We start from the raw sequence: 21,335 nt of genomic DNA, 5'->3' as shown, positions 1-21,335 counted from the left end.
CCAATGGGGGAAAGGGGGAGTTGTGCCTGAATGCCGGAAACTGGCTAAATAATCGCCAACTTCGACCATGACCACTCGGATCTGGCACTACCAGGCTTGGTCTGCGAAGGTTGTTGGAGCACTATGAGAAATCCGGGTTAGCAGACATTCATCGGTTGCCGGCAATGGCCGCGTCACACCTTACTGTTCCAGAAACCGCCGGCACAGGGTGGCGAAGGTATCGGCTTTTTCGGCGTGCAGCCAGTGGCCGGTGCCTTCGATAATTTTCAGTTCGGCGTTCGGAAACAAGCGGCGGATGGTGTCCTGGTGCTTTTCCTGGATGTAGGCGGAGTCTGCGCCCTTGATAAAGAGCACCGGCCCTTCAAACGGGCCATCACCTTCCGGTGCGTCCGCCAGGTTCTGGTAGCAGGCATCGATCACCGGCAGGTTCAGGCGCCAGCGGAAGATGATATCGCTGTCGGTCTGTTCTTCGGCCGGAATACGCTCCAGGTTCTTGAGCAGGAACTGCCGCACACCGGGGATTTCCACGAATTCTGCCAGGCGCTCGTCTGCCTGTTTTCGGGATTTGACCCCGTTCAGGTCGAGGCTTTTCATACCTTCGAGGATGTCGTCATGGCGGGGGTGGTAGGTCACCGGGGCAATGTCCGCCACGATGATGGCTTTCACCCGTTGCGGATAACTCAGGGCCACCTGCATGGCCACCTTTCCACCCATGGAGTGCCCCAGAATAGTAGCCTGCTCCAGCCCCTGAGCATCCATGTAAGTCACGATATCGGCGGCCATGGCCGGATAGTTCATTTCATTGCTGTGGGGAGAACTGCCGTGGTTACGCTCGTCCAGCGCGTGAATCTGCCAGTTATCTTCCAGCCGGCGGGCTATGCCACCCAGGTTCTCGAGGGATCCGAACAATCCGTGCAACAGGATCAGCGGCTCTCCCTGGCCGGAAATACGGTGATTCAGTTCAACGCCCATACGCAGGCAACCTCCGGTTATCTGAATGAACCGGATACACTACCACCGCCAGTGCACGGGGCAAGGGAAAATTCAGGCAGAAAAAAACCGGACAAAGGCCCGGCTAAATGGTCACATACATTACGACTGAGAAATCAGCAATAGAAGATGCTGTCCAGATACTCAGCCAGCGCCACGATGTTTTCGCGCTCGCTCTGGGTACGGGGAACAAAGATTTCCTGTGTCATACAACACCTCCAATTGGCGTTATGGCTACTTCAACCTGATGCCACACATGCTATCGTTTAAGGTGTTGATACCCGTTGACCAGCTGTGCCAATCGTTTGACATTTTGTATCAGCCTGAACCGAACCGCGGAGCCAGCGAACACCATGCATCCCCAAGCGGACCCAGCAACAACGCCCCATGTGGCGGCCTCCAGCACCCTTGCACTGGTGCATTACCTCGAAAAGCGGGGCCTGCTGGACCGTGCCCGGGTGGAAGACATCGCAGGGGTGCGCCTGGAAGAACTGGATGACCCGGACCTGCGCATTCCCGCCAGCATTCACTACCAGCTATGGGAACTGGCCGAGCAGCTGACCGCAGACCCGGGCGTAGGCCTGCACGCGGGACAAGTGATCGACCCGGAACGCATGGGGCTGGTAGGCCATGTGTTCTTCAATTGCGACACCCTGGGAGAAGCCGTTATCCAGTACGTAAGGCTGCACCGGCTGATCAATGAGTCGGTGACGCTCAGCTTCGAGCAGACGCCGGAGCAGTCCATTCTGACCTGGCAACCGGATAACCCCGCCTACTACTGCCGGCAGGACATGGACCGCACCCTGGCCGCCGCCCTGTGCCGCACCCGGCACTTTATTCATCGGGGCATCGAGGCAGACTGGGTGGAAATTGCCCATCCGGAACCGGATTACGCCGCGGAATACCAGAAGCTGTTCGGCGGCCAGGTCCTGTTCGGCTGTGGCATTACCCGCATGGCCTTTGCCAGCAAGCACCTGGGGCACCGCATTCCGCACCGCAACCCCTATGTGTATTCGGCGGTACTGAAACAGGTAAACGCCGTACTGGCCAGGCTGCAGACCCGCCGTTCGTTCAGCCGCAAAGTACGCCGGCTGATCTCCCGGCAAATGGCGACCGACCGTATTGACGCCGACACCCTGGCCAGGCAATGCCACATGAGCCGGCAAACCCTGTACCGCCGGCTGAAAAAAGAAGGCCTGAGCTTCCACGACCTGGTGGAACAGGTCCGCAAAGACAAGGCGCTGCGCTATGTTGCCGACGATCAATATGCCCTGGGCGAAATTGCTTTCCTGCTCGGGTTCTCCGAACTCAGCGCCTTCAGCCGCGCCTTCAAGCGCTGGACCGGCATGGCGCCCGCGCAATACCGGGCCAGGCACCAGGAGGCAAGCGCATGACCGGTGATACCCTGTCCTGGCTCGCCATCCCCCTGGCCTTGCTGTACCTGTCAGCCATCGCCTGCATCTATCGCATTCTCCTGACCTACCGCACCTCCCAGGGTGCCATTGCCTGGATTATTGCCTTGCTGGGCCTGCCCTACCTTGCCGTGCCGGCGTTCCTGCTGTTCGGACGCATCCGCTTTGGCGGCTACGTAAAGGCCCGGCGCATGGGCAACAAGGATTTGTCTGACCTGCTGGACACCTTTGAGAACCAGAGTACGTCGATCGCCAAGCCCGGCGACCGGCACTTCAGCGATGAACTGCAGGTGCTGTGCAAACTCAGCCGGCAGCCGTTTACCAGCCGTAACCGCTGCACGCTGCTGCGGGATGGCGAGGCCACCTTCGAGGCCCTGTTCGAAGCCATGGAACAGGCCACCCACTATATCCTGCTGGAGTTTTACATCGTGCGCTCCGATAAGGTGGGCCACCGGATCAAGGAAATCCTGGAGCGCAAACTGGCGGAAGGTGTGTCGGTGTGGTTTCTGTACGACGACATCGGCAGTGTCTCCCTGTCCCGCCGCTGGCTCAACGAACTGAGCGCCGCCGGGGCACGGGTTGCCTCCTTTGGCGACGGCAACATCCGCCGCCGGCGCTTCCAGATCAACTTCCGCAACCATCGCAAGCTGCTGGTGTGTGACGGCCACACCGGCTTTGTCGGTGGCATCAACCTGGGCGACGAATACCTGGGAACTGCCATGGACCAGGAGCCCTGGCGGGATACCCACTGCCGTATCGACGGGCCGGCGGTCATCGGCCTGCAACTGGCCTGGCTGGAAGACTGGAACTGGGCCAGCAACGACCGTCCCGAGCTGGAATGGGCGCCGGCAGAGCCACCTCCGGGGCAGCAGGAAGTGCTGGTACTGCCCTCCGGCCCGGCCGACACCTGGGAAACCTGCACCCTGTTTTTCCTGAACTGCATCAACAACGCCCGAACCCGCCTGTGGATCGCCTCGCCCTACTTCGTGCCGGATTTCCAGATCATGAACGCGCTGCAGCTGGCGGCACTGCGTGGCGTGGATGTACGCATCCTGATTCCGGAGAAATCCGACAGCCCGCTGATCCGGGTAGCGGCCTATTCCTACCTGGTGCAGGCCAGCCAGGCCGGCATCGGCATCTATCGTTACCAGCCGGGCTTCATGCACCAGAAGGTGGTACTGGTGGACGACCGCTATGCGGCCCTGGGCACTGCCAACATGGATAACCGCTCTATGCGCCTGAACTTCGAGATCATGGCCATTAACACCCACCCGGAGTTCATCGGGCAGGTAGAGCAGATGCTGGAAGACGACCTGAAACAGTGCCGGCTGATGACCGAAAGCGACTACCAGGACCGCTCACTTCCGTTCCGCCTGGGCTGTCGTGCCGTACGGTTGCTGGCACCGCTTCTTTGAACTGGTTCTCAGTGCAGGCTTGTGCCAATATGACCGCCCGAAAACCGGCAAGACAACAACCGATACTCCATGACCGCATTCAAACCCCGTGAGACCCTGACCGAGCAGGTCGCCCGCCACATCGAGAACCTGATTGCCTTTGGCCAGCTCCGTTCCGGCGAGCGCATCTACGAAAGCGCCATGGCCAAGGAAATGGACGTAAGCCACGGCTCCATCCGCGAAGGCCTGCTGCTGCTGGAAAAACGCCACCTGGTCAGGAACGTGCCCCGCAAAGGCGCCTTCGTAACCCCGCTGGACGAGCACTTCGTCAGAAGCCTGTACGAAACCCTGAAGCTGTACCTGACCCACACCGGCCGCAAACTGGTGCGGCAATGGCAACCCGAAGACATGGCCCGGCTGGAATCACTGCACAGCCAGATGCAGGCTTGCTACCAGAACAACGACCTGATGGCGTTCCTGGAGCTGGGCATCGAGTACACCAAGGCCTCGCTGGCCTACGCAGACAACTACTTTATTGTCTCTGCCATTGAAGACCTGTGGCCATCGGCCAAGCGCTGCGCGTTTGTAGCCTTCCGCCAGGGCGGGAAGCAGGTTCTGGAAGACAACCTGAAGCATATGGAAGAGTCGATCCAGGCCATTCGTGACCGGGACGAAGAGGCCCTGGCTTCGCTGCTGAACAGCTACGCACAACAGCAAAGCGACCAGGTACTGGCGGCGCTGGATCAGTAGAACAGCTGGGTGAACGAGAAGCCGATGTTCAGGTAGGCGGTCCAGTCGTCTTCATTGTTATAGGCACCAGCCAGCTGCACCGGGCCCAGGAAGGTATTCACCCCGGCAAACAGGCTCCAGGATCGTACCAGGCCAGACCAGCGGACATCGTCCATGGTGTCCCAGGCGTTACCGGTTTCAAAGCCCACGCCGGCGAACCAAGGCATCACCGGCCCGCCGAATTCCCGCCGGGCATAGGCCGACAATAGTGCCGCATCGTTACCGGTGATTTCACCCGGTGCATAGGCCGACAGCTGCCGGAAGCCTCCCAGGCGGGCCGCATTCTCGATACCCGCCTCACCACTGACCACCTGCCGGGTGTACGCCAGGCCAGTGAGGTTGAACCGGCCCCAGGTGCCGGTGCCCAGGAGCATGCCGGTCACCGAATCGAACTCCCGGTCAGAGCCCAGCCCGTCTCGCTCAAAACGGCCCCGGATACCGGCAAAGGCACCGGACTTCGGGTAAAAGGTATCGCTCAGGGAATCATGCACCAACTGCACACTGGCGTAGCCCTGATGCACATGGTCAGAAGGTGCCACCGACGCACCCAACTCATCGTCCACTGATGCCAGCCCGCGCACGTAGCCCAGGCGCACTTCACCGTTGCGGCCCAGCTCCATACCTACTGCCAGGTCTATCTGGCGGAAGCCTACATCAATCTCGGCAATCCGCTCGCCATCCTGGTACACGCTGTAATCATCCTGGCGGTATTCCACGCCCAGCACCGCGAACCGGTCATAGCCGTAATCCAGGGGCTGGTACCACTGGGTGCGCACCCAGGGCTGGGTCCCCAGCTGCAGGGCGGTCTGCCACTCGGCCCCCAGCTGGTTCAGTTCGGTCATACGCAGGCCCGCGGCCAGGTTAAAACGGGTGTCGCCGTCAAAGTTGTCTTCGTAGTTCAGGCCAAACGACAGGTAGTTCGGCCCCCAGCTTTTCTCCCGGGCCCGCACCATCAGCACCGGGCCCTCGTCAGAGGGGCGCATCGACCAGGACACTGTCTCGTAGTAGCCCAGGCCGTAGATGCGTTTCAGGTCATCTTCCAGCTGTTCGACATCCAGTGGCTCACCGGCTTGCTGGCGAATCCGCTCGCGCAGGAATTCACTGGCCAGGCGGTCACCCTGTGTGAACTCGATCCGGGCGATCGGCCCCGGCTGCCACATGCCGCCTTCGACCGAATCCCGCCAGGCCTGCCAGGCCGGGCCGGAAACCGCCAGCCGGTTCAGCGCCACCGCATGTTCGCGGGCAGCGGTCGCGCCCAGCTCGAACAGTACCGGGCCGTCGAAAAAGTCAGCAGAGGAATACCCTTCCAGGTCCGGCCGGATGAGTATGTCGCTGTCGGTCAGCCGGGCCAGCTGATCGTCGGTATTACGGCGGGTCATCATGGTGGTCAGCTGGCCAACCACCGAAAAGGCTTCCTGCATTTCCTCGTTGGTCAGCAGCGGGTCGGTGATATCCACGGCAATGATGATATCGGCGCCCATATCCCGGGCCACGCTAACCGGCAGGTTGTTGGCTACACCACCGTCTACCAGCAGCCGGCCGCTTCGTTCTACCGGCGCGTAGACTCCGGGTATGCTCATACTGGCCCGGATGGCTTCCGCCAGGTCGCCACTGCCGATCACCACTTCCACCCCGGTTTCCAGGTCGGTGGCCACCGCCCGGAACGGGATCGGAAGCTCATCGAAATCCTCAACCAAGGCGGCATTGCGGGTCAGTTCGTTCAGGATAAAACCCAGGTTCTGGCCGGTCACCAGGCCGCCACCCAGCCGGATACCGTCCATGCTCACCCCCAGGCCGGGGGCCAGAGGCAAACGCCAGTCATCCTGCTTGCGCCGCACCGGCTTGTAGGCACGGCCGGGGTCGTCCCGGAAACTGGACAGCCAGTCCAGCTCGATAAACCGGCGTTCTATTTCCTCCACCGGCATACCGGAGGCATACAGGGCCGCCACTGCAGAGCCGGCGCTGGTGCCTACCACCAGGTCTACCGGCACCTTCATTTCTTCCAGCGCACGCAACACACCCACATGGGCCATGCCCTTGGCGCCGCCGCCACTGAGCACCAGGCCCACCTTGGGGCGAACCTCGGGCCGAGACTGGGCCCAGGCTGGGGCTGCCAGCATGGCCAGCAACGTCAGCGCAATGGCGAACAGCTTCGGGGGGCTCAAGATCGGGCGATCAGTGCTTTCTCTTGTCATCGTCGGCAAGGGAAAGGTGGGAGATATCCGGCACAACCGGCGGCGGAACCACCCGGTCTTCGCCAAGGTCGGTGCCGGGTGGCGCAAGGGTCCAGTCTTCCAGATGCTCAAACATGGGGGCTTCGGCTTCCTGGTGTTCCACCAGCGTGACTCCGGGCGGGTCCAGGCTCAGGCCGGAACCGGCCAGGATGTCATCCACTTTTTCACCCGCAACGGGCAGTCGGTCACCGGGCTCCGGTTCGGGCGCTTTACCGGTTCGGGCGGGAGCATCCTGCGCAGCACCGGTAGGTGCCGGTGCCGGGCTGGCGGGGCGTTCCGGTGCCGACGGTGCCGGTTCCTGCCGGGGCTGCGGCCTGGATGGCGCTGCACCGGCCATCGGTTGCACATAGGCCACCATGCCATGCTTTTTCAGAACCGTCTGGTATTTTTCGGCCTGTACCTGCTCAAGCTTGTTGCGGATAACCACCGGCTGACCGCTGAACATGCGGTCGAGCTGCTCGACACTGGCCTTGAACAGGGCCTTTGCGTTATTGCGAACCGCAGCAGGGTCGGTGCCCGGCACGCACTCCCCTTTGAACACAAGCTGGAACATAGTTTTGCCTCGTTATTTTTCGCAGACCAATGCGCCAATGATAGCTGAAAACCATCGCCGGAACAGGCCAGCCCGGTGAGCCCCGGCAAATGCCTGCAGATTGCAAACAATTGAAAAATCCGGTGGGTACCGGAGGAAAATTGCCAAATCCTCTGCAACAATCTAACTTAATAATCTGTTACATTGTGTTACACAGATTTAAGGCGCGACCCAAGGAGAATAACCATGCGTGCCCTGTTGCCATCCCTTGCTTCCGCCGCAGTCATCGCACTGGCGGCACCCGCAGCTCAGGCAGAAAACCTGGATGTTCTGATGAGCGGCGTATTCGCGGACAACGAAGCCACCTACATCGGTTTTGAAAGCATCGAGCGGGAAGACATCCCGGAACTTGCGACGGTGGATCGCAAATACCTGGTGGTGGACTTCCGCTTTACCGACCAGGAACCGGCCAGCGAACAGCTTCAGGCCAGCGTACACAAAGTCTGCATGGCCCTGCTTAAAGACCGCAACCTGGTCCGCTCACTGTCGGATTCCGGTTACGATATGGTATCGGTTGCCTTCGACCGCCAGTCCCAGTTCGACTGCCTGTAAGCCAGAGCTGCCTCAGCTCTGGCCCAGCAGGCGCGGGAAGGCTTCCAGCGCGGTGTTAACGGCATCCAGGTTGAAGGCTTCCACATCCGACAGCAACTTCTCACCGTACTGGGTCACCGACGGCGACCGATAGCGCTGCCCCCACTCGACCACTCTCAGGGCAAAGTCTTTCATCTGTTCCGGGTCGCCACTCTCGCGAACGTCTTGCCATTCGTTGCCGAAGTCTTCCGCCAGTTTTTCCCGCAACCAGCCCCGCTCCTGCATGCTCATGGTCTGGGCCAGCAAGCGCTCGGATTCTTTCGGTGTTCCATCGTCTTCCACCTGCTCGACGGTGGCCTCCACCCGGGGCAAGACCACCGAGAAGGTAGACCCCACGTCTGACTCACTCTCCACCGTCAGCTCGCCGCCCATCATTTCCACCAGTTTACGGCTGATTGCCAGGCCCAGCCCGGTGCCACCATAACGCCGGGAGCTCTGGCCTTCCTGCTGTTCAAAGGCATCAAAAATGCGCTCCTGCTGGTCTGGTGCAATGCCAATGCCGGTATCCGCCACCGTCACCACCAGCCGGTAATACCGGGTTTCGGAGTCTTCCCCGCCCGGTTCGTCCAGCTCGCTGGCCACGGCCCGAACGGTGACCCCACCCTCGTGGGTGAACTTGATAGCGTTACCCACCAGGTTGAACAGCACCTGCCGCAGCCGGGTTTCATCCAGCATCATGGCCGCCGGCATTTTCTTGCCAACGCTCACTTCCAGGGTGATGCCCTGCTCGGTGGCGCGCAGATCGAAGATGTGGCGGACATCGCTCAACAGCCGGCGCACCGACACGGGGCCAAAGTCCAGTCGCATCTTGCCGGCCTCAATCCGGGACAGGTCCAGGATGTCGTTAATCAGCATCAGCAGGCTGCGGCTGCCGGCACGGATGGCGTTGAGGTAGTTACGTTGCTGGGGGTCGGTAACCGAGTTATACAGCAGGTCACTGTAGCCGATCACCGCGTTCATCGGCGTCCGGATTTCATGGGACATATTGGCCAGGAATTCGCTTTTGGAGCGGCTTGCGGCTTCGGCCTGCCGCGCCAGCCGCTCCGCCTCCAGCTTGGCTGCCCGCAGCTCGTCTTCACTTCGCCTCAGGGCATTCTCCGACCGGATCCGCTCGTCGACTTCCAGCGACAGCTTTCGGTTCCAGTACAGGAAGATCAGCACCACCACGATGGCGATCAGGATAATCCGGCGCACCACGGTGTAGTCGGCTTCCTGCTCGATATCCAGGTGAATCCAGCGGTTGTACACCGCCTCGGTTTCCGATGCCGGCAAACCACTCAGGGCCTTGTTCAGTATCCGGTGCAGCTGCTGGGCCGACTGTCCCACGGCTAACCGCAGGTCATACTGGTACGGGGTGATGCTGGTAATACGCAGATTGGTCAGCCCCAACCGGGCGACGGTGTAACTGACCGCCGGGATGTGGGTCACCATCACGTCCAGGTCGCCGTTAGACAGCGCCAGCAAGCCTTCTTCTACGGTTTGCTGCGGATAAATGTCGAGGTTCGGATGATTGATCAGCAGGTAATCATGGCTGGCCTGGCGATTGACCACCCCTACCCGCTCGTCACGCAACTCCCGCAAATCCCCGATAAACCGCCCGGTGTCCCGAATCGCCAGGGCAATGGGCACGTTGACGTAAGCCCGGGTAAACAGGAAATCCTGCTCGGTACGGGGTGTTCGGGACATGCCCGGCAGGACATCCACTTCACCGGATTTCAGCTGTTCTTCCGAGGCACTGCGGCTATCCACCGGGACATATTCAAAGCGGATGTCCAGGTCCTGCTCCAGGCGCTTGAGCAGGTCAACCACCAGCCCGGCGGGCCGGCCGTCCTGCTGGAATTCGAAGGGCGGCCAGTCTGACCGGACGCCCACCTTCAGCCCGGGATTGGCTTTCAGCCAGGCCCGCTCTGAACTACTAAGGGACTGGTTACCGGCGTCCATCTCCGGCGCGCTGGCCTGCAGCCAGGACTGCCGGATGCTGCGATGTTCCTGGTGGCCGAGGGCGGTGATGGCGCGGTCGAACACCCGGAACAGGTTGGCTTCTTCGATGGGCACCTGCAGCACGACATCCACCTCCCGGTGGTCGAGCAGCAAGGACAGGCCAACGCCGTTGATCATTGCCGATTCCAGGTAGTCGGACACCACCGGCACCGGCCCCAGAAACGCATCCGCCTTGCCCGACAGCAGCAGGCTGACAGCTTCGCCAAGATTGGCCGCCGGCACCGGGGTAAAGTTGTTCACCGGGTCCAGCAGCGGGTACTGGTTGGGGTCGTCACCGACAATGGCCACCCGGCTGCCTTCAAGGTCTGACGGGCCGCGGATTGCCGCCTCTCCGGCATTCACAAAGACCCCATAGGTGAGCGACATCAGTGGCGCCGTATGGCGCACGCCCGGAATCACCGGGGCATCGGGAATGCGGGTGGTCAGGATGATATCCGGCTCGGGCTGGTTACCGGAGCCATCCAGGAGTTCCGGCTCTACCAGCACCCCCAGCTTGTTTTCAATCCGCTGCAGGTAATCGATCCAGATACCCGCCAGGGGGCCATCGCCGGTATCGAACACCAGGGGTACCTGGCTGTGGCGGATGCCTACCCGGAAGCTGTCCTGCTGCTCCAGCCACTCCAGGTCTTCCACGCCCAGCACCGGGTCCGGCGCAGCCAGTGGCGGATCTGCCAGTGCGGCCCCTTGAAATACCAGAAACAGCAGGCAGAACAATAACTGTGAAACAGACTTCACTGGATATCCTCGGCGGGTCCACTACATTTCAGGAAACCATACCCGTAAACGGGGTACATTGCATTTTGCCAACCCATCACAGAGGGCACTTCCATGGACACCAGCAAACATAGCCTGAGCACCCTGTTCAAACAACTTGGCATGCCGGCAGACAAAGCCAGCATCGAAGACTTCATTGGCCGTCACTCGCCACTGCCCTCGGAAATCGCACTGCAGGATGCCCCGTTCTGGTCCGAGGCCCAGTCCCACTTCCTGGAGGAAGGCCTGGAAGAAGACAGTGACTGGGCAGAAATCATTGACGAGCTCGATGCCATGTTGAGGCACTGACGCCCGGTTTCAACTCTCGCCGGAACCCGAGCCCCCGCGCCGGCGCCTGGCCCGGGGATGGCTCTGGTCATAGACTCTGGCCAGGTGCTGAAAATCCAGGTGGGTATACACCTGGGTAGTTGCGATATCGGCATGGCCCAGCAATTCCTGCACGGCCCGCAGGTCACCACTGGATTCCAGCATGTGACTGGCAAAGGAATGCCGGAGCAGGTGCGGGTGCAGGCGCTGGTCGGCCCCCTGCAACACACCCCAGCGGGCCAGCCGGGCCTGGATGCTGCGCCGGCTCAGGCGGTCACCCCGCTGGCTGACAAACACTGCGGGCTCGCCTTCCGGCGCCAGGGACGACCGCATTGCCAGCCAGTTGTTCAGGGCCGTTACCGCCTTGCCGCCTACCGGCAGAATCCGCTCCTTGTTCCCCTTACCCAGCACCCTCACCTCCCGGCCTTTGAGGTCCAGGGAGAGCAGGTCAAGCCCGGCCAATTCTGCCAGCCGCAGGCCAGAGGAATACATCAGTTCGAACATGGCCAGGTCCCGGACTTCCAGCGGATCGTCCGGGTTTACTTCCAGCAACTGGTTGATCTGGTCAACATCGGCCACTTTCGGCAACCGGCGACCGGTTTTCGGAGCCCGGATATCCAGCGCCGGGTTATCCCGGGCCAGGCCTTCCCTGAGCAGATACTGGTAGAAGCGACGAATAGAAGATAGATGGCGGGCAATGCTGCGGCCGCCAAGGCCGCCTTTACTGAGGTGGGCGACATACCGGCGGACGTCGTGGCTGGACAGGTCCGCCCAGCAATCGCAACCGACTCCTGTCAGCCAGAGCGCCAGGCGCTGCAGGTCACGCTGGTAATTATCGCAGGTGCGCGCGGAGTGCCGCTTTTCTGATTGCAGGTGGCGGATAAAGCCCGACAGCGGCGCCGCCAGGGCCTCGGGCGGCGTGCCGGGGGTGTCGAGGGCGCCGGGGTCAACCTCCAAGGTCACCCCTGACCGCTTTCCACCGCCAGGTCAGACACCGATGCGCCGGAGCCATGGCGTTTGAGCATGGGCGGCAGCAGGCGGCTCAGGGTATCGCTGATATAACTCAGGAACAGCGATCCCATGCTCTGGTCAAAATAACCCGGCTCGCAGCTACCCACCGCAAACACCCCGACCAGGCCTTCATGGCGCAGTGGCATCAGGGCCACCGAGGCGATCGGTTCGTCCCGGTCCGGGAACAGGAACTCCCGCTCATTCTCCCGGAATTGTCCGCACACCGCCCGCTCACCATCCAGCAGGCTACCCAGTCGTTCCTGGGCCAGGTCGGCATTGACAACATGCAGGGCACCCTGGCCGGAACCGGGCAGTTCATCATCGCTGAACAGCAAGACAGACGCGGCATCCAGCCCGAAATCACTTCGGATACTGTCATCGATAGCCGCCGCCATGTCGTTCAGGTTTCGGGCTTCGATCACCTGCAGCAGCAGGCGTTTGCTCTTCTCGAACAGGCGGTCGTTGTGGCGGGCAATCGAGACCAGCTCGACCAGCTCCCGGCGCAGGGTATCGCGCTGCTCACGGAACAGATGAACCTGGCGTTCCACCAGGGAAATCGCACGTCCACTGTCGTGAGGCAGGGTCAGGGTGCGCAGCAGTTCATCCTGGTCGACAAAGAAATCAGGGTTGTCGCGCAGATAATCCGCTACCTGCTCACGGGTGAGTTCTGCGACCTTCTGGCGGGCCGTTTGTTCTGTCATCGTGTTCTCCTGAGCTGTCAGGACCTTGTTTTAGGGCTGCGAGTGCCTTTACGCCGGCGCGGCGGAGCCTCGCCCGGCAGTCGTAACTGGCCTTCAAATACTGTTGTTGCAGGGCCTTCCATCATAACAGGGGTACCCTCACCCTGCCATTCGATCACCAGCCGCCCGCCACGCAGTTCCACATCCACCCGGGCATCCAGCAAGCCGCGCAACTGGCCGGCAACCACTGCAGCACAGGCACCGCTGCCGCAGGCCAGGGTTTCACCGGAGCCCCGTTCGAACACCCGAAGCCGGGCGTGGCTACGATCCACAATCTGCAGGAAACCGATATTGGCCCGGGCCGGGAACCTCGGATGCTTCTCCAGCGCCGGCCCCAGGCTGGCGACCGGCGCGGTATCCACGTCGTCCACCACCAGCACACCGTGGGGATTGCCCATAGACACCGCCGACAATTCAATCTGCTGACCGTCCACTTCCACCGTGTACACGGTTTTCTGGCGGTCGGCGGCAAAGGGAATGGCGGGCGGGTTCAGTTCCGGCACACCCATGTTCACCATCACCATGCCGTCTTTGCCAATTTTCAGTTCAATCACGCCCTTGGCGGTCTGTACCCGCACCACCCGCTTGTTGGTCAGGCGCTGATCCCGCACAAAGCGTGCAAAACAGCGGGCGCCGTTGCCGCACTGCTCCACTTCCGAGCCGTCGGCATTGAAGATCCGGTAGCGGAAGTCGACATCCGGTAATCCGGGCGGCTCCACCACCAGCAGCTGGTCAAAGCCAATGCCAAAGTTACGGTCGGCCAGCTCCCGGATCATTTCCGGGCGCAGGTGAAACGGCTGGCTGATGGCATCCACCACCATGAAATCATTGCCCAGGCCGTGCATCTTGGTGAACCTCAGCAGCGGCCCCTGATTCCGTCTTTGCTGGTTCATCTCCGGTTCCCCGCTCATTCCGGCAGACAACTTTCAGGAGCCAGCTGGTCTTCCAGGGTTTCCCTGCGCCGGACTACATGCACCTTGTCACCATCCACCATCAGTTCGGGCGGGCGGTTTCGGGTGTTGTAGTTGGAGGCCATCACAAAGCCGTAAGCACCGGCAGAGCGCACGGCCAGAAGGTCACCGGCCTGCAGGCGCAGCTTGCGGTCCTTGCCCAGGAAGTCGCCGGTCTCACACACCGGGCCCACCAGGTCCCAGGCTTTCTCTTCGCCATCCTGGTGCGGCTGGACCGGAATGATCGCCTGCCAGGCGCTGTACAGGGCCGGACGGATCAGGTCGTTCATGGCCGCATCGATGATGGCAAAGTTCCGGTGTTCGGTGCACTTCAGGAATTCCACCCGGGTCACCAGGATGCCGGCATTGGCGGCAATGGAACGGCCCGGCTCCAGGATCAGCTCCAGCTGACGGTCGCCCATACGCTCGGCCAGGGCTTTCACATAGTCCGCCGGCTGGGGCGGCTGTTCCTGGCCATAGGTAACGCCCAGGCCACCCCCCATATCCAGGTGGCGAATGCGGATGCCCTGTTCCGCCAGCGAATCAATCAACGCCAGCACCCGATCCAGCGCATCCAGGAACGGCGACACAGAGGTCAGCTGGGAGCCGATGTGGCAGTCCACACCGTGAATGTCCAGGTTCGGCAGGCTGGCCGCCCGGGCATAGACCTGCGGAGCTTCGGCAATATCAATGCCGAACTTGTTCTCTTTCAGGCCAGTGGAAATATAGGGATGGGTGCCGGCATCAACATCCGGATTCACCCGCAGGGAAACCGGCGCCTTCACTCCCAGCTCGCCGGCCACCTTGTTCAGGCGGTCCAGCTCGGTGTCGGATTCCACGTTGAAACAACGAACGCCGGCTTCCAACGCCCGCTTCATTTCCCATTCCTGCTTGCCGACACCGGAAAACACCACTTTTCCGGCCTCGCCACCGGCCTTCAGCACCCGCTCGAGCTCACCGGCCGAGACAATGTCGAAGCCGGCACCAAGCCGGGCCAGCACATTGAGTACAGCCAGGTTGCTGTTGGCTTTCACGGCGTAGCACACCAGGTGCGGCCGGCCAGCCAGGGCGTTGTCGTAGGCCCTGTAATGGCGCTCCAGGGTAGCCCTGGAATAGACATAGGCGGGCGTACCGAAGCGCTCGGCAATCTGTGCTACGGGGACGTCTTCGGCGTAGAGTTCGCCGTCACGGTAATTGAAATGATCCATGGTGTTCCTGACTGTTCGGGCAGAATCGGGTTGAGTGGTCAGCTTTCCGGCTTGTCGTCGCTTTGCTGTGTTTCAGCACTGTTTTCAAGCGCCGGCACCGGCGCTTCCCGGTACAGGGGGCCTTTCTGGCCACAACCGGAAACCATCAGCGAAACCAGCACCAGGGCCGCCAGCCCCGGCCAGCGCACCTGCTTGACCTGCATACCCAATCCCCTGAGTGAATAATGGGCGAAGTATACCCGACACCCGGCCATTACGGCGAGGGAACCGGCTCCACCCAGGGCAATCCGATAACCGGGACGCCATCCACTTCTTTTCGGGTGAGGAGCCAGTATCATGGGAGCCATTCTGTCATTTACAGCCATAACGACAATCCGGAGACCCGCAAGGGACAACCGCTGTGAAAGAATTCCTGATCCAACGCTATCGCCAGGACCCGCTAGGCCCCGACATTCCGCCCACGCTGGTACAGATCGATGACACCGGCCGGGTTATCCGGGCCGATCGCCATACCGATACCATGTTCGGCTACGAACCGGCGGAACTGATCGGCAAGCCGGTGCAACAGATTCTCGCCTCGTGCCAGGACGACCCTTTTGCACCGGCTAACCGGCACCGACTGAATGACGGCCAGAAGGTCCTGGTGACCTTCCGCCACAAGGAGGGATTCTTCTTCACAGCCCGGTTGGGCCTGCACACTGAAATGCGGGATTCCGACCAGGCCGCCAGCGCCACGATTACGCTGCGGGACAGCATCGCCATGGACAGCAGCCTGTTGACACTGGCGGAGCAAAGCGCCGGCTTCGGCCTGTGGGAACTGGATATCGCCAGCAACGAGATCGGCTGGACCGAAGGCGTTTACCGGTTACTGGAACTGCAGCCCGGCACCGAGCTGACGCCCGAGCAGGCCCTGTTCTACTGCCAGGCCGGCCAGAACCGGGCCCGGGCCCTGTTCCGCCGCAGCATCCGCACCGGCAAGCCGTTCAGGATTGACCTGTCCATCCTCACTGGCAAGCAGAACCAGCAAACCGTCACCCTCGCCGGCGGCCCTCTTGGCGACAGCCGGGAACCGCAGCGGCTGGGGGGCGTCATCGTCAATCACAGCGAAGTCATGCGCCACGATGACGAAAAACAACGGGTACGGAGCATTCTGGAAGCCACTGGCAACGCCACCGAAGACCTGGTACTGGCAGTGAATACCCGGCTGGACCTGCTGCACTTCAATAAGCCCTGGGCCCGCCAGTTTTATAAAGCCTTCGGACTGGCCCCTTCTGTCGGCGATAATCTCAGCAAGCTGCTGGGCGACTTCCCGAATGAGCGCCGGCTGATCGAACGCCTGTGGCAACGGGCACTGGAGCGGGACAGCTTTGTTGCGGAGATGCCACTGAACCGTCAGGGCGAAGGCTTTCCGGTGTACGAATTCCATTTCCAGAGCCTGCGCGGCCCCCATAACGAAGTGGTTGGCGCAGCCCATGTAGCGAGGGATATCAGTGACCGCCTGAAGCGCAACCTGGACGATGACCGGCGCACCCGGTTTGACCCGGTCACCGGCCTGCTCAACCGTCGCGCGTTTCTCGAACACCTGGAACGGGCCCTCACCCACCAGCACCGGCGCCAGTTCACCGACAGCCTTCTGTTGCTGGACCTGGACAACTTCGAGCAATACCAGGAAAACGCCGGCAGCGGCGCCTGCGACCGTTACCTGCGGGAGTTGGCGGCCACTCTGGGGTTGCGGGTCCGGCAACGGGATGCCCTCGCCCGGCTGGCCGGCGACACTTTCGCGCTGTACATCGAGAACTGTCCGGAACCCAGGGTGCGCAAACTAGCGGATGAAATCCGCGAGCAGATTGCCCGCTTCCAGTTCAACTGGCAGGGCCAGCAACTGCAAACCACCGCCAGCGGCGGGCTGTTGATTCTGGGCGGCGAGCAGCCTGAACAGCCGGAACAACTGCTGAGCCAGGCCGCCAACCTGTGCCACACCGCCAAGATCTCCGGCCGCAACCGGATTCACGCAGCCCACGCCAGGCATGGTGAACAACCGGCGGGAAGTTCCGACCAGCAACTGGAGCAGCTTCGCAACGCCCTGGACAACAACCACCTGCTGCTGGAATTCCAGACCATGAAACCGGTGGCCAGCGTAACCTGGGGCGACCACATTGAAATCCTGTGCCGGATTCCGGGTGCCAACCCGGACGACACGCCACTGACACCGAACCAGTTCCTGCCCATCGCCGAACGCTTTGACCTGGTAAAACGGCTGGACCGGCAGGTCATCCGCCAGACCCTGGACTGGCTGGACCGGCATCCATTGCTGAAGCCGCGGCTGAAGTACTGCGGTTTCAACCTGTCTCTGGCCAGCATCCTGGATGACAGTTTTGCGGAGTTCATGGAACAGGCGGTGGCAACGCTGGCTTACAAGCCGGAGTGTTTCTGCCTGGAAATCCGGGAGGCCCATGCCACCCAGTATCCGGATGAAGTGGCGGTGCTGTGCGATGCCCTCCACCGGGCCGGCTTCAGGGTCGCCCTGGAAGGGGCCGGTGCTTCGGTGGAAAGTTACAGCCTGGCCGCCAACCTGCCGGTCGACATCATCAAACTGGATCAGCGGGTAATGAAACACCTGGAAAAAGATCCGGTACAACAAATTATGGTGGATGCCCTGCACCGCATTGCCGAGGCTGCCGGCAAGGAAACCGTAGCCACCTTCATCGAAAACGATGAAACCTTGCGCAAGGTACGAACACTGGGAATTCACTTCGGCCAGGGCTTCCGGCTGGCAGAACCGCAACCACTGGAACAACTGAAACCGGCGGTGGTGGAGCTGAGTACCGGGCGTATCGGGGGCTGAGTTCCGCCGGCACAGAGGTTACCCCAGTGCCGGCGGATGATCAGGGCAGGATTACTTCAGGGCCGCGCGGGCCCGGGCTACGGCGGCACGCACCTGGTTCGGCGCGGTGCCACCCAGGTGATCACGGGCGTGCACGGAACCTTCCAGAGTCAGCACGTCAAACACGTCCTCGCCAATCACGTCAGAGAACTGCTGCAGTTCTTCCAGGGTCATCTCGGACAGGTCCCGGCTTTCCGCTACGCCAAAGGCGACAGACTTGCCGACAATCTCGTGGGCATCCCGGAAGGGCACACCTTTCTTGACCAGGTAATCCGCCAGGTCGGTGGCCGTGGAGAAGCCCCGCTTGGCCGCCACCCGCATGTTGTCCGCCTTGGCCTTGATGGCCGGGATCATGTCGGCGTAGGCCTTCAGGCAGCCCTTGATGGTATCGACGGTGTCGAACAGCGGCTCTTTGTCTTCCTGGTTGTCCTTGTTGTAGGCCAGCGGCTGGCTCTTCATCAGGGTCAGCAGACTGATCAGGTGGCCGTTCACCCGGCCGGTCTTGCCACGCACCAGTTCCGGTACGTCCGGGTTTTTCTTCTGGGGCATGATGGAAGAACCGGTGCAGAAACGATCCGGCAGGTCGATGAAATCGAACTGGGCGGAGGTCCAAAGCACCAGCTCTTCACTGAACCGGGACAGGTGGGTCATCAGCAGGGCAGAGAAACTGCAGAATTCGATGGCGAAGTCCCGGTCAGAGACGGAATCCAGGCTGTTCTCAGTCGGCCGGTCAAAGCCCAGCAGCTCGGCGGTCAGGTTACGGTCGATCGGGTAAGTGGTACCAGCCAGGGCAGCGGCGCCCAGAGGCATCACGTTCACCCGCTTGCGGCAATCCTGCAGACGATCGGCATCGCGTACCAACATTTCGTACCAGGCCAGCAAATGGTGGCCGAAGGTAACCGGCTGTGCAGTCTGCAGGTGGGTAAAGCCGGGCATGATGGTATCGGCTTCGCGCTCCGCCAGGTCCAGCAGGCCGGCCTGCAGGCGAGCCAGCTCTTCGGCGATCACGTCGATTTCATCGCGCAGGTACAGGCGAATGTCGGTAGCGACCTGGTCGTTACGGCTGCGGCCGGTGTGCAGTTTCTTGCCGGTGATGCCGATGCGGTCGGTCAGCCGGGCTTCGATGTTCATGTGCACGTCTTCCAGGCTGACGGACCACTCGAAGCGACCGGCTTCGATGTCTTCCTTAACGCCTTTCAGGCCTTCGATGATCTGATCCCGCTCGGCGTCGGTGAGCACACCCACCTTGGCCAGCATGGTGGCATGGGCGATGGAGCCGGTAATATCATGGTGGTAAAGGCGCTGGTCAAAACCCACCGAGGCGGTGAAGCGTTCAACAAAGGCATCGGTAGGCTCGCTGAAACGGCCACCCCAGGGTTTTTCGGAGGATGTGGCCTGGTCAGATTTCTTCTGATCCGTCATGCTTTTAGTACTCATGTTACATGTTACCAATTCATAAGTGATTGAAAATATGGAAAAGAGTCGAGGTTACACTTTTCCCGGTTTTCACTCTAATCGTGTGGCCATATTGTGGCCGGTTCTGGCCGGAGATTGCCAGCATAAATCGGCCGTGCGGGTCGCAAAGCGAACATTTAGGTTCGATGGTAGCGCCAGCCATCAGCCGTGCGATGAGGGATCGTTGGTTGCCTGGCATTGTTGCGCATGAGAATTAACGTCTAGTCTCCGATTAAACTCCTCCGGAGTCATAATCATCGTAATGTCAGACAGATCACCTACTTCGAGCCAGAGAGGGCTTTCTGGGGAAGCGCCAGAGTCAACAAGAAATCTGTATTCACTCTGAACCTCATATACTGAACGCTTGTAGAATCCCACCTTCTCGGCATCTAATGACCCGCTGAATTCGTGCTCATCGAAATACGTGACTAGGCCCCGAGCGATTCCAAAGCATTTTTCCCTGAGAGCGGTTTTAATTCTGGCAATAAACTCTGGAGAATTCGTAATGACAACACAATATTGACCGAGCCCGAAATTCGATCGATGGATAGCGAGAGATGCCTTGAAACGATCAGCTTGGTCTTCAGGGATCTGATCCCACTCTCCATTTGTTATTGCGTATAAACATAAAGCATGCTTTTCAAGAACCTGGCTGTCCTGCAGAGCCACTGGAGCAATAATGTCATTTGGGTTGAGCTTAAGCCCTGCGATTTCGATTTCGGACCGATCCGGGTGTAACCAGTGACTAACCCCCTCGAACTGGTCACCTCTCATACCCCCGTGGCTATCTTTATACTCTACATAACTCTTGAGGCTACCGAGCTTAATACACCCCCGAGCGAAGGATTCGGCATGCTCTCGTTCATCTAGAATTTTCAATAAGCAATAGATTCTCTTCATGCTCTATTCCTGTCTGCCTGACCTGCATCCAACTTTCTACTTCGGTAACTGAGAAATCAATAACTTACTGGCCCAGATGAAAATGAGAAAGGTTACCTACCTCGTGGCCCAAATACTTGAAATGTTATGACTAAGATCCGGCAACGACACCTGCCATTAATCGAGACCCTATTGCTGGATCGCTAGCATAAACTGTTGGCATATTTGTTATTCTGTTTCATGCGATCTATTGTTTCGTTTTGGGGAGGCCTATGTTTCCTGGCGAAGATAAAGAGACTGAGCCCGTGGATAATTCCGATCCACCCGATTGTGTGGGCGCAGAGACCTAGAACGATAACGAGCCACTAGAGATGACTCGGGTGGCTGCTCGCGCCGGGCCTAAAGCAAATGGCTTTCTATTTCATAATGCATAGAATTAATTCATTCAGGGTATCGCTCTATGATCGGCATGCAAGAAAAATCTGAAACCCATTCGAAAATAGAAGAAGAGGTCTTTGATTACTTTTCGACGCTCTGCGAATGCGCACTAAATGAGCCCGTCCAAGATATATTTGCTCCTTATGCTCACATAAATACAGAATTCACGAGAATAAAGGTTACGTCAATAGATTACTCCCATTTTGAAAAGAAAACGAAGTCTAAAATTTATGATGTTTACGTAACATTATATCTGATGAACAAGTCATGCATGAAACGGGCGGATGTCCTCTATCAGTTCGTTAGAAGCAAAGAATGGGAAGAAATGAATGAAAACCGAAGGCTGAAGCTTGACTCGGTCTCTAGAATCCGTAACGCATCTCGCGACCTTCTCCGCGGCGAAGTGGAAGAGAGGGCTAGCTTCTCCCTAGCTTTTATTTATTCCGATTCCGCAGACAAAGGGCGAACTCGTTAGGCTTGAGCCAGAAAAACAGGCTTGGAATGAGTGCGAGGCGAGTATTCGCTTTTGTTTAGTGAGGTCCGTGAGGAGTTATGGTGATTTCTGGTGTATGGAAGCAGGCTGAAGGGGTGGCGTATCCTGTTGGTTGATCACCGCCAAGATCACAACCAACAGAGGAATGATACGCCATGTCCGAGTCTAACCTGCATGCTCTTTCACAACCAGAG

18 protein-coding genes are annotated in these 21,335 nt (G+C 60.0%); 7 read left to right on the top strand and 11 right to left on the bottom strand.

Features of this window, described 5'->3' with window-relative positions; genetic code table 11:
* Positions 1-180: 180 nt before the first annotated feature.
* Positions 181-972, bottom strand: a complete 792-nt coding sequence (locus tag AC13DJ_RS11515; protein ID WP_482933986.1) for an alpha/beta fold hydrolase — start codon at positions 970-972, stop codon at positions 181-183.
* A gap of 371 nt (positions 973-1,343) precedes the next feature.
* Between AC13DJ_RS11515 and AC13DJ_RS11510 the strand changes: the two genes are divergently transcribed.
* The 3 genes from AC13DJ_RS11510 (at position 1,344) to AC13DJ_RS11500 (ending at position 4,546) form a co-directional block, all read left to right on the top strand.
* A complete protein-coding gene (locus AC13DJ_RS11510; protein WP_482933985.1) occupies positions 1,344-2,384 on the top strand; it encodes an AraC family transcriptional regulator in 1,041 nt (346 codons plus the stop codon).
* Positions 2,381-3,817, top strand: a complete 1,437-nt coding sequence (gene cls, locus AC13DJ_RS11505) for a cardiolipin synthase (RefSeq protein ID WP_482933984.1) — start codon at positions 2,381-2,383, stop codon at positions 3,815-3,817. Before AC13DJ_RS11510 ends, cls begins: the two co-directional genes overlap by 4 nt.
* Positions 3,818-3,886: 69 nt before the next feature.
* Entirely contained in the window at positions 3,887-4,546 is a 660-nt protein-coding gene (locus AC13DJ_RS11500; protein ID WP_482933983.1) for a GntR family transcriptional regulator, read from the top strand.
* Here the strand turns inward: AC13DJ_RS11500 and AC13DJ_RS11495 are convergent.
* Together AC13DJ_RS11495 and AC13DJ_RS11490 are read right to left on the bottom strand one after the other, a co-directional pair.
* A complete protein-coding gene (locus AC13DJ_RS11495; protein ID WP_482933982.1) occupies positions 4,540-6,780 on the bottom strand; it encodes a patatin-like phospholipase family protein in 2,241 nt (746 codons plus the stop codon). The two genes, AC13DJ_RS11500 and AC13DJ_RS11495, sit on opposite strands and share 7 nt — an antisense overlap.
* The gene (locus AC13DJ_RS11490) at positions 6,761-7,372 is read right to left on the bottom strand and encodes a hypothetical protein (RefSeq protein WP_482933981.1); all 612 of its coding nucleotides are present in this window, start codon (positions 7,370-7,372) and stop codon (positions 6,761-6,763) included. Before AC13DJ_RS11490 ends, AC13DJ_RS11495 begins: the two co-directional genes overlap by 20 nt.
* A 225-nt stretch (positions 7,373-7,597) precedes the next feature.
* Here AC13DJ_RS11490 and AC13DJ_RS11485 point away from each other — a divergent pair, with 225 nt between their 5' ends.
* Positions 7,598-7,963, top strand: coding sequence for a hypothetical protein (locus tag AC13DJ_RS11485; RefSeq protein ID WP_482933980.1), 366 nt, complete (start codon positions 7,598-7,600; stop codon positions 7,961-7,963).
* A gap of 12 nt (positions 7,964-7,975) precedes the next feature.
* Here AC13DJ_RS11485 and AC13DJ_RS11480 read toward each other — a convergent pair whose 3' ends face one another.
* Positions 7,976-10,738: an ATP-binding protein gene (locus AC13DJ_RS11480; protein ID WP_482933979.1), complete on the bottom strand. Its 2,763-nt coding sequence runs from the start codon at positions 10,736-10,738 to the stop codon at positions 7,976-7,978.
* A gap of 93 nt (positions 10,739-10,831) precedes the next feature.
* On the opposite strand from AC13DJ_RS11480, the gene AC13DJ_RS11475 reads away from it, so the two are divergent.
* Positions 10,832-11,065, top strand: coding sequence for a DUF2789 domain-containing protein (locus tag AC13DJ_RS11475; RefSeq protein ID WP_286816896.1), 234 nt, complete (start codon positions 10,832-10,834; stop codon positions 11,063-11,065).
* Between the two features lie 9 nt (positions 11,066-11,074).
* Here the strand turns inward: AC13DJ_RS11475 and xerC are convergent, their stop codons facing one another.
* Genes xerC through lptM form a run of 5 tightly spaced genes read right to left on the bottom strand, consistent with a single transcriptional unit; the run spans position 11,075 to position 15,195 of the window.
* Entirely contained in the window at positions 11,075-12,040 is a 966-nt protein-coding gene (gene xerC / locus AC13DJ_RS11470) for a tyrosine recombinase XerC (RefSeq protein ID WP_482933988.1), read from the bottom strand.
* A 2-nt stretch (positions 12,041-12,042) separates the two neighbouring features.
* A complete protein-coding gene (locus AC13DJ_RS11465; protein WP_482933978.1) occupies positions 12,043-12,795 on the bottom strand; it encodes a DUF484 family protein in 753 nt (250 codons plus the stop codon).
* A 17-nt stretch (positions 12,796-12,812) separates the two neighbouring features.
* Positions 12,813-13,727 (bottom strand): diaminopimelate epimerase, encoded by a 915-nt coding sequence (gene dapF / locus AC13DJ_RS11460; protein WP_482933977.1) that lies wholly within the window; start codon positions 13,725-13,727, stop codon positions 12,813-12,815.
* A gap of 14 nt (positions 13,728-13,741) precedes the next feature.
* A complete protein-coding gene (gene lysA / locus AC13DJ_RS11455) occupies positions 13,742-14,992 on the bottom strand; it encodes a diaminopimelate decarboxylase (RefSeq protein ID WP_482933976.1) in 1,251 nt (416 codons plus the stop codon).
* A gap of 38 nt (positions 14,993-15,030) precedes the next feature.
* Positions 15,031-15,195, bottom strand: coding sequence for an LPS translocon maturation chaperone LptM (gene lptM, locus AC13DJ_RS11450; RefSeq protein ID WP_286816140.1), 165 nt, complete (start codon positions 15,193-15,195; stop codon positions 15,031-15,033).
* 197 nt (positions 15,196-15,392) lie between these two features.
* Between lptM and AC13DJ_RS11445 the strand changes: the two genes are divergently transcribed.
* The gene (locus tag AC13DJ_RS11445) at positions 15,393-17,837 is read left to right on the top strand and encodes an EAL domain-containing protein (protein WP_482933975.1); all 2,445 of its coding nucleotides are present in this window, start codon (positions 15,393-15,395) and stop codon (positions 17,835-17,837) included.
* A 51-nt stretch (positions 17,838-17,888) separates the two neighbouring features.
* On the opposite strand, the gene argH is transcribed toward AC13DJ_RS11445, so the two are convergent.
* Positions 17,889-19,298 (bottom strand): argininosuccinate lyase, encoded by a 1,410-nt coding sequence (gene argH, locus AC13DJ_RS11440; protein WP_482933987.1) that lies wholly within the window; start codon positions 19,296-19,298, stop codon positions 17,889-17,891.
* Positions 19,299-19,493: 195 nt separating this feature from the next.
* On the bottom strand, positions 19,494-20,231 hold the full coding sequence (locus AC13DJ_RS11435; RefSeq protein ID WP_482933974.1) for a hypothetical protein: 738 nt from the start codon (positions 20,229-20,231) through the stop codon (positions 19,494-19,496).
* Between the two features lie 439 nt (positions 20,232-20,670).
* Between AC13DJ_RS11435 and AC13DJ_RS11430 the strand changes: the two genes are divergently transcribed.
* Positions 20,671-21,123 carry a hypothetical protein gene (locus AC13DJ_RS11430; RefSeq protein ID WP_482933973.1) on the top strand — a complete coding sequence of 151 codons (453 nt, stop codon included), beginning with the start codon at positions 20,671-20,673 and terminating at the stop codon, positions 21,121-21,123.
* Positions 21,124-21,335 lie beyond the last annotated feature (212 nt).

The organism is Marinobacter sp. L-46 (assembly GCF_056859535.1).
This window is presented reverse-complemented; position numbering and strand designations above follow the sequence as displayed.

Coding starts and splice junctions, on each gene's coding strand:
- AC13DJ_RS11515 (WP_482933986.1), bottom strand. CDS start 972: ATGGGCGTTGAACTGAATCACCGTATTTCCGGCCAGGGAGAGCCGCTG.
- AC13DJ_RS11510 (WP_482933985.1), top strand. CDS start 1,344: ATGCATCCCCAAGCGGACCCAGCAACAACGCCCCATGTGGCGGCCTCC.
- cls (WP_482933984.1), top strand. CDS start 2,381: ATGACCGGTGATACCCTGTCCTGGCTCGCCATCCCCCTGGCCTTGCTG.
- AC13DJ_RS11500 (WP_482933983.1), top strand. CDS start 3,887: ATGACCGCATTCAAACCCCGTGAGACCCTGACCGAGCAGGTCGCCCGC.
- AC13DJ_RS11495 (WP_482933982.1), bottom strand. CDS start 6,780: ATGACAAGAGAAAGCACTGATCGCCCGATCTTGAGCCCCCCGAAGCTG.
- AC13DJ_RS11490 (WP_482933981.1), bottom strand. CDS start 7,372: ATGTTCCAGCTTGTGTTCAAAGGGGAGTGCGTGCCGGGCACCGACCCT.
- AC13DJ_RS11485 (WP_482933980.1), top strand. CDS start 7,598: ATGCGTGCCCTGTTGCCATCCCTTGCTTCCGCCGCAGTCATCGCACTG.
- AC13DJ_RS11475 (WP_286816896.1), top strand. CDS start 10,832: ATGGACACCAGCAAACATAGCCTGAGCACCCTGTTCAAACAACTTGGC.
- AC13DJ_RS11465 (WP_482933978.1), bottom strand. CDS start 12,795: ATGACAGAACAAACGGCCCGCCAGAAGGTCGCAGAACTCACCCGTGAG.
- dapF (WP_482933977.1), bottom strand. CDS start 13,727: ATGAACCAGCAAAGACGGAATCAGGGGCCGCTGCTGAGGTTCACCAAG.
- lysA (WP_482933976.1), bottom strand. CDS start 14,992: ATGGATCATTTCAATTACCGTGACGGCGAACTCTACGCCGAAGACGTC.
- lptM (WP_286816140.1), bottom strand. CDS start 15,195: ATGCAGGTCAAGCAGGTGCGCTGGCCGGGGCTGGCGGCCCTGGTGCTG.
- argH (WP_482933987.1), bottom strand. CDS start 19,298: ATGACGGATCAGAAGAAATCTGACCAGGCCACATCCTCCGAAAAACCC.
- AC13DJ_RS11435 (WP_482933974.1), bottom strand. CDS start 20,231: ATGAAGAGAATCTATTGCTTATTGAAAATTCTAGATGAACGAGAGCAT.
- AC13DJ_RS11430 (WP_482933973.1), top strand. CDS start 20,671: ATGATCGGCATGCAAGAAAAATCTGAAACCCATTCGAAAATAGAAGAA.